This window comes from Polyangium sp. 6x1, from assembly GCF_029946515.1.
GTDB lineage: Bacteria > Myxococcota_A > Polyangia > Polyangiales > Polyangiaceae > Polyangium.
Genome location: NZ_JARZHH010000077.1, coordinates 1 through 15,607, shown reverse-complemented (window position 1 = coordinate 15,607; position 15,607 = coordinate 1). Strand labels below are relative to the sequence as shown.

Sequence of the window (15,607 nt, the reverse complement as noted above, 5' to 3'; positions counted from 1 at the left end):
GCAACCACACGCGCGCGGCGAGGGCCCTCGTGACTTGACGCATCGGAGCGCGCGTGGCACTCGGGCCCCCGTGCAGCGTGACGAGGCCCGCGCGACGGCCGAAGGCGATGAAACGGAGGAGATCCGCCGCTTCTACCGCGAACGTTTCCTGCCGCAGAACGCGTGGTGGCCCATCCTGCCGCACGCATACCTGTGCCAGCGCCAACGCCAGCGCCGCATTCGCCAGAGCTTGCAGGAGATCGGCACCTCCACGTTCGAGGATCTCCGCGCGCTCCGGGTGCTGGAGGTCGGCTGCGGCGGCGGCTCGAACCTCGCCTGGCTCGTGGAAATGGGCGCCGATCCCACGCAGCTCGTGGGCGTGGACCTCGTGCCCGAGCGCATCGAGCAAGCGCGGCAGCGATGCGCCGGCGTGCGTTTCCTCGCAGGCAACATCCTCGAAACGGACGTAGGCGGCCCCTTCGACGTGGTGATGCTCTTCGCCGTGCTCACGTCGGTCACGAACGCCGAGACGAAGCAGAAGATCGTCGAGCGTTGCCTGTCACTCCTCCGCCCCGGCGGCACCTTGCTCTTCTACGACCTCATGACCCGCCGCGAGGATCCAGGGACGCCGAACTACAAGAAGCTCACGTACGCGGAGCTCGAAGGCTACCTCGGCGGTCGTCGTCCCCGGTATTTCAAGCGGGACTACCTGCGCCGCGACGTCGCCGAGCGCATCGTCCCCCTCCCCCGCGTCGGCCTCTTCGCCGCCGAAGTCCTCCAGGCCATCGGCTGGTTCAACATCGAAGCGACCTTCGCCCACGTGCGCGTCTAGTGTTGAACCGCCGCGCCGGGGCGCTGCCCCGGACCCCGCGGGGGCTATCCGCCCCTCGACCCGGACCAGGGCCAGCCCTGGACCTCTGGGCATCGACTGCGCGAAGCGCAGTCGATGCGGGGAAAATTTTTCAAGCTGTCCGCCCCCTCTTTGCTGAGCCACCCCTGGACCATTTGGGGAAGAACTGCGCTGCGCGCAGTTCTTCCAACAGGCCGTTGGTACCGCGTTGCCAGCGGAACCGTCAGCGCCGCCGTCTTGCTTGGCAGGATCGCCTGTGGTCTTGCCCCGGCTCGTTCGATGAACTGCGCATCGCGCAGTTCATCGACCCCGAGTCCAGCGCTTGCGCTGGTCCGGGTCCAGGGGCGGACAGCCCCGGTGGGGCCTGGGGCAAAGCCCCAGCGAGGCGCCCCCAGATGAAACCCGAGGACACGCCATGAACGATCCCGCGTCGAGCGCGCCGCTCATCACGATTGGCATCACCTGCTACGCCGAGGGCGACTGGCTGCTCGACTGCTGGAACAGCGTGCTTGCGCAGACCGATCCTCGCTGGCGCGCTGTGCTCGTGATGGATGGCACTGAGCACGCGCGGACACGTGAGATCTTCGCGTCGCTCGAACACCCGCGCCTCGTGAAGTACGCGATGCCCTCGAACATGGGCCCGTATCCGACGCGCAACAAAGCTTTCGAGCTGACCGACACGCCGTTTCATTTCTACCTCGACGGCGACGATCAGCTCGTGCCGAGGAGCGTCGCGCTCGTCCTCGACACCTTCGCGCGCCACCCCGACGCGGCCTTCGTTTACGGCGACAACGAGCGCTTCGGCGCCTACGCGCTCGTCCACAAACACCGGCGCGAGGTCACGTGGGACGACTTCATCCCGGGACAACCCACGCCTGGCCCCTGCGCCTACCGCAAGGATCTCTGGGTCGAGCTCGGTGGTTACGCGGCCGAGCTTGCGCGCGGCAACGGCGACTACGACTTCCTCATCGGCGCCGCCGAGGCCGGGCGACGCGGCTATCACTGCGGCGAGATCCTCTACCGCTACCGCGTCGGCAACGCCGCGAAGGTCTCGAAGAGCTACGACCGCCGCTACCACGAGACGCACGAGATCATGGTCGAGCGGCACCCGCGGTTCTTTGCGGATCCGCGGCGGCGTGACCGCTTCCTCGCCCTTGCCTACCTGCGCTCGGCCGAGGCGAACCTTGCCACGGATCCACGCAGGGCGCGTGAGCTCGCGCGGAAGGCGATCGACCTCGGCCTGCGCTTCGATGCGCGCCCGTGGAAGACGCTCGCGAAGGCGGGCCTCGCCGAGCTCAGCCGAGCACGTTCTTCAGGGCGCGGAGGAGCTCCGCCACGCTGAAGGCTTGCGCCGGCTCGCCGTTCGGCGAGAACGGCATGGCGCCGCTCGCGAGCTCGGGCACCTGCCCCACGGCGATCTCCCGATCGGCTGCCGCGGCGATCAGGTCCGGGATCTCGACCACGAGCGGATCCTCCGCCGGCAGAAGGTTTCGCACTGCGCGCGCGTAAAACCCGAGGAGCCACGGCCAGGCTGTCCCCTGGTGATATGCGGTGTCGCGCTCGGCGACGTTGCCGCCGTAGTAGGCGCAGTACGACGCATCCGAAGGCGCGAGCGTCCGGAGCCCCGCGGGGGTCACGAGCTCGGTCCGCGCTCGCGTGATCGTCGCGCGCGCGTGCTCCGGCGAGAAGCAGGCCGGATCGATCGCCAGCGCGAGGATCGCGTTTGGCCGGATCGACGCGTCCTGGAAGGCGCCCTCGCCCGAGGCAGCCTCCGAGATCACGTCGAACGGGTACGACGTCTGCTCGCACCAGAACCGCGCGTGGAACGCCGCGCGCGCCCGCCGGCAAGCGATGTCGGCCCGGTCGGCGAGCGAGCCCGCGCCCGCGGTGTGCGCGAGCTGCGCGAGCGTGTGGCAGCCGCGCGACCACAGCGCCGACAGCTCGATCGCGCAGCCCACGCGCGGCGTCACCGGCCTCCCGAATGCGCGCGCGTTCATCCACGTCGGCGCGTCGCCCGGTTTGCCCGCGGCGAGCAGCCCGTCTGCGGTCACGTGGATCCCGTTCGGCGCGTCTCCGCGCAGGATCGCCTCGAACGCGGCCGTCATCGCCGGCACGAGCTCGCTTTGCAGGAACGGGTCCGACGCGCCGAGCACCTCGGCGAAGCACCGCGCCGCCTCGAAGAGCCAGAGCGTCGCGTCGGCCGACGCCGTGTCGGGGCGACCGTCTTCATCGGCCCTCCGGCTCGGCACGAGGCCGCCCTCCATGCTGGCCACGATCCCGCGCGCCACGCGCTTCGCCTCTTCGACCTTGCCCGTCGCGAGGTAGAGCCCCGGCAGCGCGATGAGCCCATCACGCCCCCAGCCTTCGGCCCACGGGTAGCCCGCGATGATCGCCGGCTCCGGCGCGAGGTCCGCGCGGTAGAGCTCCGCCGCGACCGAGAGCTTGCGCTCGAGCGCCGGCCGCTCGGGCCCCGGATCCTCGGCTTCGAGCGCCGCGACCGTCGCCGCGAGGAGCTCCTCGGGTTTGCCCTCGGGCAGTTTGTCCACGCCCACGACGAGGAAGCTCGGCGCGCCCGATCCATCCGCGCGGATCTCGAACACGCCCGGCGTCCAGAGATCCTCCTGGAACTCGAGCCCGCGATCCCGTTCGAGCAGATATTCGAAACGCCGCCACCAGTCCGGCGAGCCCACGAACGTGCCCTCGTAGCGGAAGCAGAGCCGCGGCAGCGCGCGCATCGGGCGCACGCGCATCTCCCCTGCGCGCAGCTCCACGCGCTGCTCCATCGCCCCGTGCTCGCGCATGAGCTGGTGCATGTGCCGCATCGCGAGCAGCGGCCGCAGCGTCATCACGACCGGATGCGGCCCGCGCCACGTGTAGCGCAGGACGGCCGCGTTTTCGCCGCGCACGAGCGCGAGCAACACTTCGAGCTCGCCGCCGCCGACGGCGTAGGTCCAGCGCGGCACCGGATCTTGATCGAAGCGATCGAGGTAAAACGGCCCGCGCTCCGGGTTGATCCCCGGGAACTGATGGGTCGCGAGATCCCACAGCCCGCGCGGCGCGAGCGACTTCAGCGCCACGTCGACGTGCGACAGCACCACGTGCCGCGCGCGCGGCGGCTCCAGCGCGGCGACGAGCAGGCCGTGGTAGCGCCGCGTGTGCATGTTCGCGATGGTCGAGCTCGCGTAGGTGCCGGCGCCGTTGCTCGCGACCCACTCGCGGAAGATCGCGCGCCCGAGATCCCGCCTCACCTCGACGTGCGGCCAGATCGACGCGCCCGAGGCGCCTCCGCTCCCGCTCATACCGTGTGCCCTCCTCGATCGAGCGCGTCCTCGGCGGCCCTTCGCATCACGTCGAGCGGGGGCTCCTGCCCGGTCCACAGCACGATCGAGCGGGCGGCTTGTCGCACGAGCATCCCGAGCCCCCCTTCGGCCCGGAGGCCTCGCGAGGCGGCGGCGTGCAGGAACGGCGTCATTCTTGGGGTATACACGACGTCGTAGGCGAACGCGTCGCTTCCGAGATCGTCCCACGGAACGACATCCCGGACCGACTCGCCCGGATCCTTGCCGAGCATGCCCGCGCTCGTGGCCTGCACGACGAGCGAGGCGCCACGCGCGAGATCCCACCACTGGAGCCGCAACGCCTGGGAGGCAAAGCTGTCCGGCGCGGGTTCGCCCGGCCCCGGCCAGGGCAAGGGCAACGCCCCCATCCGCCGCACCTGCTCGGCCGACGGCGCCGTCTCGACGTTCTCCGACCGCGCCCACGAGCGCGACGTCACGGCGATCAGTTTGAACCCCAACCGCTTGCACGCAGCCACGGCCGCGACCCCCGCTCCGCCCCCGCCGATCACCATCGCCCGCTTGCGCGACGCGTCGGGCGCGAGCGCCGCGATGTCGTCCGCGAGGGCGTCCGCGTCCGTGTTGTAGGCCCGGAGCCGGCCGTCCTCGCCGCGGCAAAGCACGTTCGCCGCCCCCGGCTCGGTCGCGCTCGCGTCGACCTCGTCCGCGAGATCGAGCACCGCGCGTTTATGCGGCAAGGTCACGTTCGCCCCGCCGATCGCGCCCACGCGCACCTCGTGGACGACCGCGACGAGCTCGGCCGCGGTCGGCACGTCGATCGCCCGGTACACGTGCGGCAAGCCGAGCGAAGCGTACGCGGCCGTATGAATCACCGGCGAGAGCGAGTGCGCCACCGGGTGCCCGAGGACCGCGAAGACCTTTCCATCAGCCATCGTTGCCCTCGCCCTCGGCATCGAGCACGGCCGTGACCTCGGCGCGCAGCGCGCCCTCGTGCACCCGCACCGTGATGGACTCCCCCACGCCGACCTCCTTCGCGGCCCGCACCGCGCGCCCCGACGCAGTCGTCGCGATGGCGTACCCGCGTGCGAGCACGCCGAGCGGCGAGAGCGCGTCGAGCCGCGCCACATGCCGCCCGAGCGTCGTCCGCAGCCCCTCGACCTTCCGGCGCTCGGCCGCCACGAGCCGCACTTCGAGCGGTCCGATCGCGGCGCGCGCCCCGGCGATCACCGCCCGCGGGTGCCGCGCGCCGAGGCGCCGCTCGATCTCCGACAGCCCTTCCTTGCGCCGCGACGTCGCCCGCTCCATCGCGCGTTCGAGCCGCATCGTCGCCTCGTCGAGCTTCTGCTGCCGCTCCGCGAGCAGATCCCCCGGCGAGCCGATCGACCGCGCGAGCCTGTCGACGACGACGCGCCGCCGCTCGAGCGCCTGCCGCGTGGCGCGCGCGATGCGCGTGTACAGGTGACGGAGGTGCTTGCGCCGCTCCAGCCGATCCGCGACGAGCATCTCGGCGGCCTGCGACGGCGTGGCCGCGCGCGCGTCGGCCGCGAGATCCGTCAGCGTCACGTCGACCTCGTGCCCGACGGCGCTCACGACCGGCACCGGAAAACTCGCCAATTTACGGACGAGCGCCTCGTCGTTGAACGCGGAGAGATCCTCGGCCGATCCGCCGCCGCGCCCGAGGATCACGACCTCCACCTCGGGCACGCGCGCGAGCTGATCGAGCGCGCGTGCCATCGACTGCGCGGCCCCCGGCCCTTGCACCGTCGCCCGCGCGAGCAGGATCCGCGGCGCGCCGCGCCGGTACGACACGGTCACGATGTCGTGGATGGCCGCGCCATTGCCGCTCGTCACGACCCCGATCACGGCCGGATCCGCGGGCAGCGCGCGTTTCCTCTCGGCCGCGAAGAGCCCCTCGCCCGCGAGCTTCTGCTTGAGCCGCTCGAGCGCTTCGAGCAGCGCGCCGCGCCCGACCGGCCGCACGTCCGTCACGGAGAACTGGAGGTGCCCGCGGGGCGCGTACACGGTCGCGCGCCCGGTCAGCACCACACGCACCCCATCCGCGAGCAGCTTCCGCGCCCGCGGCGCGGCCGTCTTGTACATGACGCAGTTGATGAGGGCGTCCTCGCGCTCATCCTTCAGCGTGAAGTACGCGTGCCCGCTCGAATGCAGCCGGAAGCCCCCGACCTCGCCGAGCACACGCGCGTCCTGCGACGCGTGCTCGACGGCGCGGCGGAGCCGCTGATCGAGCGCGGCCACGGAGAGGACCTCGGGCTCGTCCGCGGCAGCGCGGCCTTCCAAGGAGCTCGCCCGAGGCTGGTAGGCCGCCACCTCGTCGGGGTCGCCTGCCCCGTGAAAAGAGAGGGCAGGGCCCGATTCGCGTCGCTCCACGGGGGGCGAGAGGTAGCTCGTAACTGGCCAGAGGGAAAGGGTTTCCTTGACGCTCGGGGCACCGAGCTCGCCTTCGGCGCCCTGCGCCCCGAACCCGTTTCCTTGACGCTCGGGGCACCGAGCTCGCCTTCGGCGCCCTGCGCCCCGAACCCCCACCCGCCCCGCCCCGAGCCGTGCTACGTGGCGTCCGTGATCCGCAAGGTCCTCATCGCCAACCGCGGCGAGATCGCCGTCCGCATCATCCGCACGCTGCACGAGATGGGCATCGCCGCCGTCGCCGTCTACAGCGAAGCCGACCGCAAATCACTCCACGTGAGGGTCGCCGACGAGGCCTACTGCATCGGCCCCGCGCCCGCACGAGAGAGCTACCTCGACATCGAACGTGTCCTCGACGCCGCGCGCAAATCCGGCGCAGACGCGATCCACCCCGGCTACGGCTTCCTCTCGGAAAAGAGCGAGTTCGCGGAAGCCTGCGAGCGCGCCGGCATCACCTTCATCGGCCCGCCCTCCCGCGCGATGGCAGCGATGGGCTCGAAGACAGCCGCACGCGCCAAGATGGCCGCCGCAGGCGTCCCGATCACCCCCGGCGGCGACGCCTCGACGGTGGAGGAAGCACGCGCAACAGCCGAGCGCGTCGGCTACCCGGTGCTGATCAAGGCAGCGATGGGCGGCGGCGGCAAAGGCATGCGCCTCGTGCACAACGCCGACGAAATGCCGAGCGCCTTCGAGCGCGCCCAGAGCGAAGCCGCGCGCGCCTTCGGCGATCCCACGGTCTACATCGAGAAAGCGATCCTCCGGCCGCGGCACGTGGAGATCCAGGTGATCGGCGATCGCCACGGCAACATGGTCCACCTCTTCGAGCGCGACTGCTCGATCCAGCGTCGCCACCAGAAGGTCGTCGAAGAGACCCCCTGCCCCGTCGCGACCCCCGAGCTCGTCCGCCGCATGGGCGAAGTCGCCGTGAAGGGCGCCCTCTCGGTCGGCTACTTCTCCGCCGGCACATTCGAATTCCTTCTCGGCGAAGACGGAAGTTTCTACTTCCTGGAGATGAACACGCGCCTGCAGGTCGAGCACCCGATCACGGAGTGGATCACGGGGACGGACCTCGTGGCCGAGATGGTGCGCGTGGCCGCAGGCGAAAAACTCTCCTGGCGGCAGGAGGAGATCGTGCGTCGAGGCGCATCGATCGAATGCCGCATCTACGCCGAGGACCCGATCGGCTTCTTGCCAAGCCCCGGCAAGATCGAAGCACTCCGCACGCCCGCAGGCCCATGGGTGCGCGACGACGGCGGCTTCTACGAAGGAGCAACGGTGCCGAGCCACTACGACCCCCTCGTCTCGAAGGTGAGCGTATGGGGTCCAGACCGAAAAACCGCACTCCACCGCATGCGCCGCGCACTCTCGGAGTACGTAGTGACGGGCATCAAGACGAACATCGTCTTCCACGAGAAGCTACTCGCCCACCCAGCCTTCATCGAAGGCCGCTACACGACAGGCTTCATCGAAGAAAACAAGGAAACCCTGCTCGGCTACTCGGACGTACGCGAGGAAGACGAAGCAACCCTGGCCGCAGCCATCGCAGTGGCCGCAGCGCGCGCCGAGCGGAAAGCGCAGAGGACAGAGGGCCAAGCGCTGGAAGACCGCGGCCGCCTGTCCCCGTGGGTCGACCAGCATCGGTCGCGGGTGTTGCGGTAGGCAGTGGCGGCGTAGCGCCGGGGCGCTGCCCCGGGCCCCGCGGGGGCTATCCGCCCCTCGACCCGGACCAGGGCCAGCCCTGGACCATTTGGGGAAGAACTGCGCGATGCGCAGTTCTTCCCACAGGCCGGTGGGACCGCCCCGCCGGTTGAATCATCAGCGCTGCCGTCTTGGCTGGCAGGATCGCTCGTGGTCTTGACCCCGGCTGTTCGATGAACTGCGCGGAGCGCAGTTCATCGACCCTCAGTCCAGCGCGGGCGCTGGTCCAGGTCCAGGAGCGGACAGCTCCTGGTGGGGCCTGGGGCAACGCCCCAGCGAGACGCCCTCGGTCATCAACCCACAGAGGGGCTTGGCGCCTCTTCGTTGGCGCGGGCCTTTTCCTTGGTCGCGACGGCCTTGAGCGCGGGGCCCGACTGGTAGGCAAGCAAGGCCTCGAAGGGCGCGAGGATTTCGGCGCCGCCGGGAGAGCGATCGGCACGGCGACGGATCTGCTGCGCCATCTCGCCGAGCCGCATGGCGATCTCGTGACCTCGCATGAGGCGCGTCTCGTGGAGGAGCTCCAGGAGCTTTTCCACGGCGGGCACGACCTCGTCGATGCGCTGGACATCGGCCCAATTCGCAGCGAGCGCCGCGACCTCACCCGGATGGATGGCCGCGCGCTGGAGAGCGAGGGGCGAGGCGGTCACGACGGTCTTGACGGCAACGTCGTACCCCTCGCGCAGCTTGCTCAGACGGTTGATGTGGTCGGGCGTGATGTCGACGAGGGCAAGGTCCGAGACGTCAATGATCTGATCGTTCGGCTCGGGATGCTTGGGATCGGACATCGGAAGACTCCTCCCCGAATGCGGGGGGTATAGGGTTGTATTGTCGGGCTGCATGATTGCAGTGCGCGTGTTGGACGAGGCCGTGTCTTCAAGAATGGAGGTCGAGCAAGAAGGCGACGGGGACGTGTGCGCGGGGGGATGGGGGCGAGGGGCGGACGAGGCGGGGCCGAGTCTCCGGAGACACGAGGGCGTGGCGCGGGAGAGGAGGAGACGCGGCCGGCGAGGGTCGGGGGCGGTGGGGAGGCGAGGGGCGGTCGTGTGGGCGAGGGACGGGCGAAGATGGGGAGGGCGGCGTGGGCGGGGGACAAAGGCCTACGAGATCATCGCTGGGGGTGACGGGGGCGTGTTTCCAGAGACGCGGAACATTCGCGCACGCGCGTCGGCTCCTGTAGAGTGGCCAGGGGCACACGGGGGATACGGCACATGACCCGCCAAAAAAAGCTCTTCGCCGCTGCGATCACCTTGCCGATCGCCGTGGCCGTCGGTGTCGGCATGAAGGTCCGGCGCGCCTCGTCGGACACACTCGGGGCGGACGCCTGCGACAAGGACCTCGCCGCGGTGTTCGAGTTGTGCGAGGCGGGCGGGGAGATCTGCCAGAAGCCACCCGCGGGGCAGGAGGAAGCCTGCCAGGCCGGTTGCGTGATGGCGAAATGCCCGAATCACGTGGCATGCACGGAGCTCGATCCAATCTGGTGCAAGCCGTGCGAGGATGAAGAGGGGGCGCTCTTCTGGAGCCTCCAGTTCGAGGCGGAGCGTCTATGCGAGCCATTGGCTCGTCACACGAACACGTTGGCGGGAATCAACGCCTACTTCGGTTGCCTCAACGTGGAGGTGGAGAAGAGATGCCCGGCCCTCGTCGGCACGCAGTGGTATCTGCCGCCTGATCGCAGGGATTGATGTTTCGTTCGTGGCAGATCAGAGCCCCCCCTGATCCCCCGCCCCATACCCGCTACCGTAGTCGTCCGTTCCTCCCTCGCCCGGCGGGTCGCCCTTGAAATCGCCGCTGGCCGCACTCCCGACGATGATGACGGTGCCATTTCCCGGGCTCGAACCACAGCCATTCGAACCTGGTGGGTCGAGGCAAACGACCTTGGGTGCAACTTCGAGGATGCCGCACCGCGCCTGAATCCCGCGCTCCTTGGTCCTTTCGATGCACGCATCTTCGTTGTCGACGGAGCTTCTGCGGTCGATGATCTGCGTGTCCTCCACTCCCACCAAGGGGAATCGACTGTCACCTCCGCCTGGCAGCGCGCAGGTCAGCACCACGTTGCACTGGACGAGAACCCCCTCGCGGGCGCCCGCCTCGCCGTTCGGCGCTCCCCTCTTCGGGTTCTTGCACTCGGGATCCCAGCAAGCCGGGCCGAGCACGGCGAACCACACGAAAAGCAAGCCGACGACGAGCGCTCTCATGCCCCCACCTCTGCGATGAGGCCATCGTAAAAACCGGGAGCGAAATACACAACATTCGGGCAACAGCCCGGACGCGTGGCAGGAGGCGGCAGCCCATCGCAAATGTATCCGGCCATGCGTCGAGGGGCTTGAGCCCCGTCCCCGACCTCCCGTACCCTGGCCCTCCCCCCCGCCGCCGCCATGAAGAAGAAAGCCCCTCGGGCTCACCGGGCCAAGCCACGCACACGTGGGCCGGGATCTCGGAGATACCCGCCGTCATGCGATATCGGACCACCCCGAAGACGGGCCCGTCTCTGACGCGAGTTCGTTTGGATGACGGACGCGGCAATCCGGCGAGTGCGACGAGGGCGTAGTTGAAAACCTACGACGCTATCGCTGGGGGTGATGAATGCGTGCCGTTGATAAGGAGAGGACGCTGCGTCAGGACACGACGTCACGAGGGTACGGACAAGGCCAGCCGCGCATCATTCTCGCAACTGCGTTGATAGCCACCCGTCGATGACCGCCGTCATTTCTCGTGCGTGGCTCAACCACAGGAAATGGTCTGCCGGAAACGTCTCGATCTCGACCCGAGCCCCGCTCCCTCGCAGCGATTCGGCCGTGTTCTGCATGTGGTCCAGCGGAAACCGCGTGTCCTTGGTACCTGCAATCAGAAGGACATTCGCCCCCGCGCTCGGCTGCGCAACCTCGCCGATCCCGGAGACGAGGACGAATCCGCGGAACTGCCGTGACAGTTCTGGATCTTGCAGGATCGCCGTCGCCCCCACCGCGCCATTCGACAGGCCGACGAGGAAGACACGTGATCGATCGACCTCGGGGGGCAAGTGCTTGGTGACGAGAGCGCTCACCACCGCCTTGCCGCGCGGCGTCCAGAATGCGCCCGTGGAGTCGAGGAACGGCGCGACGATCACGAACCGGTCGCCGAACGCCTGGTGGAGCACCCGTACATAGGCCGTGAGTTGACCGCCGAAGCCGTGGAGAAATACGAAACACGGAACGGCCATCGAGCCCTTTGGAACATGCTCGAGGTGTCTCGAAGCATCGGAAGAGGACTCGATGAGAACAGCATTGGGCCACGGAGGCGGTGATTCCGCGTAAGCGTTGCGAAGGAGCTGATCGAGGTGATCCCGCTCAGGCCCCTTGATGAGCCCCAGCGCATCCGAGAAGTACAATCCAGCCAGGACCGTCTCCCGTTCCTCCACGAGCCGGCTGAGCCATGGCGGCGACGCATCACGACGGCCTTCCTCGACGAAGTGAAATTCCTGAGGCGGAGGCGCGACGACGAATCTCGCGACGATGAACGTCGAGACACCCATCGAGCAGAGTGCTGTGGCTGTGATCCATGCGACCCGCCTGGGTCCAGCAGGCGGAGGCCGGATCATGGTCATCAGGCCCATCGCCACGAACAGCGCCCCGAGGGCCAGCGTGAAAATCGTCACGCCGTTCGCGGCGACGAAGAGGATCAGAACGGGGGCAAGCAACACCAGTGCAATGCCACCAAGAATCCGCGCGACGACACGCCCGCGCCCGACCGGCTTCAAGGCGGACACGTCCCGCTCGATGTCGTCCGTGGGGGGCTGCTGCGCGCTGTCGTGCGACATGCTCTGGGCGCCCCCGATTCACCACGGATGAGCCGCGGCGTAAAGCGCCGTCGGATCCATCCGTGGAAGCGGCGGCTCCGGCCCGTTCCCCTGTCGCAGCCGCGCGTGATCGGTCAACCAATGCCACAGCGACGCAAGGCCGGCCTTTCGGTCGGGCGCCGTCGCGGGTATCCTCCTTCAATCCTGAAGAGCGCACATCCCCGTCAAGGACGTCTTCGACTCTTTGGGATGGAGGCATCGTGGCAATGACGATTCAGTCCTGGCCCCACGGTCGATACCTGGCGCGGGCGGCGGCAGGCTTCGTCCTGCTGGCCAGTGCTTGTGCACCAGGTTGTAGCTCGGAAGGAGCGACATCGAGCGGCACGGGCGGGATTGCAGGCAGCTCGAGCTCGACCAGTGGTTCGGGGGGGAGCGGTGGTAGCTCGAGCGCGAGCAGTGGCAGTGGCAGTGGCACGGGAGGCGGGCCCATGGCCAACAATGGGCCGGGGGCCGTGGAGGTCGTCAACGCGGGTACCGTGAGCAAGAGTCCGGGGTATCAAATGGTGTTCACGCTCGGCCAGCCATCGCTGGCCCAGGAAACGATGAAGGGACAGAGCCACCGCTTGCAGGGCGGGCTCGCTGGCTCGAATGGGAGCTCGAAATGAAGAACAGAACCCTCCAGCATTGGTGTTCGGTCGGTCTCGTGGCGCTCGGCGCCATGCTCGTATCGCCCGCGGCCTCGGCCGCGGTCCCTTCCCAGATCACGCAGCAGGGCCGGCTCTACGACGCGGCGGGAACGGCCGTGAACGGCACGCTGGATATCGTCTTCACCATTTACGACGGTTCCGACCCGGCAAGCTCCAACGCCCTGTGGACCGAGACGCGTGAGGTCACGTTCGACGAGGGTTATTTTTCGGTGGCGCTCGGGGAGACCACCACATTCGGAGCCGATGTGTTCGATGGCTCCGTCCGCTGGCTGGGCATCAAGGTCGGCGCGGACCCGGAGATGTCGCCGCGGGCTGCGATCCGCAGTGTTCCCTACGCCATGCTCGCGGGGAACGTGACGGGGGACATCACGCCTCGGTCGGTCTCGATCGACGGCGTGGGCGTGGTGATCGACGAAAATGGGAAATGGGTCGGGGATCCGGCCGGGCTCGCGGGGCCGGCGGGTCCGGTGGGGCCGACAGGAGCGATGGGCCCCGCGGGAGCCACGGGGCCCACGGGAGCCACGGGGCCTGCGGGGCCCATGGGTCCCATGGGATTGCAGGGGCCGGACGGGCCCACAGGGCCGACGGGACCCATGGGGCCGGAAGGCGCCGCGGGGCCCACGGGCGCCGCGGGGCCGACGGGCGCCGCAGGCTCGGGCAACGACCTGATGTTCACGCGCGCCACCGTCAACAGCGTGCTCGCGAATGCGTCGAAGGATACGTCGTGTGTGACCGAATTCGGCGCTGGCTACCGGGCAGCTTCGCGGCTCGACGTGATCGCGCTGTGGCGGTCGTCCTTCATCAGCCCGTATTTCACCATCGCGGGGGACGCGAACACATGGACCGTGACGAGTACCACTGGCTCTTCGCAGCTCGTGTCGAACGTCAACGCAACCGTGCCCCTCGCGTGTGTTCGATTGGCCGCACCGATTCAGTTCACACGCAGCACCGTCAACAGCGTGCTGACGAACGCGTCGAAGGATACGGCGTGTGTGACGGAGTTTGGCGCTGGATTCCGGGCAGCCTCGCGGCTCGACGTGATCGCTCTATGGCGGTCGGCCTTCATCAGCCCGTATTTCACCATCGCGGGGGACGCGAACACATGGACCGTGACGAGCAGCAACGGCTCGTCGCAGCTTGTGTCGAACGTCAACGCGACCGTGCCGCTCGCGTGCGTTTCGTGGTGAGGGAGAGAGCCGCCTCTCCGCGGCGGATGATCAGCTCATCCCAGGAAAGGCGGCTCGGCAGGCCAGGCGTCACGGCTGCACGATGGACTGCTCGAACGCGGCCGTATCACTCTCGTGCTGCCACTGGACGCGTGCCTTGTTGTTCGCCGCGAGGAAGGCGTCGCACGCGGCGGACACCGTCGACCCCGGGACGTCGGCCGCGCATTCGTCGACACGCGTGGTGAAATCGTCGCGCGTCTTCCAGATGCTCTTGCCCTCGATGAACGCGTGCTCGAGGCTCGTGCGGGCGAGCTTCTTCAGCGCAACGTAGCCGAGGCCGTGCTCCTCCACGGCGCGCGCATACTCGTCCGTGATCTCGATCCGAAGGATGCCTTGGTCGTCGGTCGACGGCGCCACGGGCACATTCTTCGCCATGTACGCGCCAAACGGATGCTGGTTGCCCGCAATGCCGAGCAGCGTGTCATTGGACGTCAAGCAGATCTCGACCATGACCCCCTTCTCGGCCATGGTCGCGAGGAGCTGGTCGGCGCCCTCGCCTGCCGTCCTCCCCAGCACGTCGACCCCGTGGCCGATTCGCTCCGCCCCCGCGATGTCGACGGCACTGCGAATGTGATAGGTGAGCTCCGCCTGTCCTGCCGGCGTCATGGGCAGGACCTGGGGAATGAGCTCGCCCGCGTGCAAGCCGACGTGGACCGTCTTCCGGCTCGGATCCTGATCATTGAATTTGCGGAGGACGCTCACCGCGAGCATCTCGTCGTTGTAATAAAGGAGGGAGTTCGCATCCTCCTCCGGCGAGACGAGGTTGACGCCCACGAGCTCGGGGACGACCTGCGCGAGCTCGAATCCGAAGACCCACTGGCCAAAGACGTACGCGCGCGACCGGGTGCGGGTGCCGGCGACCATGAAACGCACCTCGACGTTGCAGCCGGGGTCGGCCATGGCGCTGCCGCAGTTGAGCAGCACGTCGGAGCCGGAGAGCGCGCTCGCGATGCTCGCCTTCGCGTTGTTGATGGCCGTCTGAAAGCCGGGCTCCGCGAGGATCTCGGTTCGCTTCTGCAAGAGGTAGGGCTCATCCCACGCGTCGCCCGGCATGACCTTGGACTCGGCGATGGTGCCGACGGCGCCCGAGCCGAAGCCCTGCATCAGCTCGATGTAAACCTGATTGTTGTGCCCCGCCGTCGAGCGGACCTGCGCGAGCATGTCGTCCCCGCGGGACTCGTTGAGGACGGCGCCGAACTTCCCGAACGCATCGAAGAAGTGCTGGTGGCCCTGGAGCAGCGTGCCCATGAAGCCCTCCATGGACCAAGCCATCAGCATGCTGTCGTAGAGGGCCTGGTCATTCAGCGCATTCGACATGGGCACGGCCTCGCCCATGCAAGGCCCGGCCGAGGCAAAACCCGTGGTCGCGTTGAAGCAGGCCCCGTCCGCCGCTCCCCACTCGATCATGCTCTCGGGCGTCACGGCGCCCGAGGTGTGGCTATGCAAATCGGCGCCCTTCGGCATTTTTCGCAAGAACCCCACGAGGGCAGCGTGATCGTTGCGAACCGCCTCGAGCTGCTCGGCGACCTTTTCCTCGGGCGATCCCCCCATTCCACCGCTGCCCCCCATTCCACCGCCTGCACCGCCCGCGCCGCCTGCGCCGCCCGCGCCGCCCGCGCCGCCCTCGCCGCCCTGGCCGCCCGCGCCGCCCG

The 15,607-nt window shown here is 68.8% G+C and carries 13 protein-coding genes; 6 read left to right on the top strand and 7 right to left on the bottom strand.

All coding sequences use genetic code 11. The features are described from left to right. The first annotated feature begins 70 nt into the window (after positions 1 to 70). Both QHF85_RS42050 and QHF85_RS42045 read left to right on the top strand, forming a co-directional pair. Positions 71 to 811, top strand: coding sequence for a class I SAM-dependent methyltransferase (locus QHF85_RS42050; protein ID WP_281333096.1), 741 nt, complete (start codon positions 71 to 73; stop codon positions 809 to 811). Between the two features lie 433 nt (positions 812 to 1,244). Next, complete coding sequence (locus QHF85_RS42045) at positions 1,245 to 2,171, top strand: glycosyltransferase (RefSeq protein WP_281333095.1); 927 nt, start codon at positions 1,245 to 1,247, stop codon at positions 2,169 to 2,171. Here QHF85_RS42045 and QHF85_RS42040 read toward each other — a convergent pair. The 3 genes from QHF85_RS42040 to xseA are packed head-to-tail and all read right to left on the bottom strand — an operon-like array spanning position 2,125 to position 6,513. Beyond that, on the bottom strand, positions 2,125 to 4,128 hold the full coding sequence (locus tag QHF85_RS42040) for an amylo-alpha-1,6-glucosidase (RefSeq protein WP_281333094.1): 2,004 nt from the start codon (positions 4,126 to 4,128) through the stop codon (positions 2,125 to 2,127). The genes QHF85_RS42045 and QHF85_RS42040 overlap by 47 nt on opposite strands. After that, complete coding sequence (locus QHF85_RS42035; protein WP_281333093.1) at positions 4,125 to 5,057, bottom strand: shikimate dehydrogenase; 933 nt, start codon at positions 5,055 to 5,057, stop codon at positions 4,125 to 4,127. Before QHF85_RS42035 ends, QHF85_RS42040 begins: the two co-directional genes overlap by 4 nt. Then, positions 5,050 to 6,513, bottom strand: coding sequence for an exodeoxyribonuclease VII large subunit (gene xseA / locus QHF85_RS42030; RefSeq protein ID WP_281333092.1), 1,464 nt, complete (start codon positions 6,511 to 6,513; stop codon positions 5,050 to 5,052). Before xseA ends, QHF85_RS42035 begins: the two co-directional genes overlap by 8 nt. A gap of 189 nt (positions 6,514 to 6,702) precedes the next feature. Here xseA and accC point away from each other — a divergent pair, with 189 nt between their 5' ends. After that, positions 6,703 to 8,208 carry an acetyl-CoA carboxylase biotin carboxylase subunit gene (gene accC, locus QHF85_RS42025; protein ID WP_281333091.1) on the top strand — a complete coding sequence of 502 codons (1,506 nt, stop codon included), beginning with the start codon at positions 6,703 to 6,705 and terminating at the stop codon, positions 8,206 to 8,208. Between the two features lie 332 nt (positions 8,209 to 8,540). Here accC and QHF85_RS42020 read toward each other — a convergent pair whose 3' ends face one another. Next, entirely contained in the window at positions 8,541 to 9,032 is a 492-nt protein-coding gene (locus QHF85_RS42020) for a hypothetical protein (protein ID WP_281333090.1), read from the bottom strand. A gap of 423 nt (positions 9,033 to 9,455) precedes the next feature. Here QHF85_RS42020 and QHF85_RS42015 point away from each other — a divergent pair, with 423 nt between their 5' ends. Continuing rightward, positions 9,456 to 9,929, top strand: a complete 474-nt coding sequence (locus tag QHF85_RS42015; protein WP_281333089.1) for a hypothetical protein — start codon at positions 9,456 to 9,458, stop codon at positions 9,927 to 9,929. Positions 9,930 to 9,947: 18 nt separating this feature from the next. Here QHF85_RS42015 and QHF85_RS42010 read toward each other — a convergent pair whose 3' ends face one another. Together QHF85_RS42010 and QHF85_RS42005 are read right to left on the bottom strand one after the other, a co-directional pair. After that, on the bottom strand, positions 9,948 to 10,442 hold the full coding sequence (locus QHF85_RS42010; protein WP_281333088.1) for a hypothetical protein: 495 nt from the start codon (positions 10,440 to 10,442) through the stop codon (positions 9,948 to 9,950). A 464-nt stretch (positions 10,443 to 10,906) separates the two neighbouring features. Next, the gene (locus tag QHF85_RS42005; protein WP_281333087.1) at positions 10,907 to 11,992 is read right to left on the bottom strand and encodes a hypothetical protein; all 1,086 of its coding nucleotides are present in this window, start codon (positions 11,990 to 11,992) and stop codon (positions 10,907 to 10,909) included. 518 nt (positions 11,993 to 12,510) lie between these two features. Between QHF85_RS42005 and QHF85_RS42000 the strand changes: the two genes are divergently transcribed. After that, positions 12,511 to 12,687 carry a hypothetical protein gene (locus tag QHF85_RS42000; RefSeq protein ID WP_281333086.1) on the top strand — a complete coding sequence of 59 codons (177 nt, stop codon included), beginning with the start codon at positions 12,511 to 12,513 and terminating at the stop codon, positions 12,685 to 12,687. Further along, positions 12,684 to 13,916, top strand: coding sequence for a hypothetical protein (locus QHF85_RS41995; RefSeq protein ID WP_281333085.1), 1,233 nt, complete (start codon positions 12,684 to 12,686; stop codon positions 13,914 to 13,916). The genes QHF85_RS42000 and QHF85_RS41995 overlap by 4 nt, the downstream gene beginning before the upstream one ends. Before the next feature lie 69 nt (positions 13,917 to 13,985). On the opposite strand, the gene QHF85_RS41990 is transcribed toward QHF85_RS41995, so the two are convergent. Next, positions 13,986 to 15,607 (bottom strand): hypothetical protein (locus QHF85_RS41990; protein ID WP_281333084.1); only part of this gene is annotated, 1,622 nt, incomplete at its 5' end.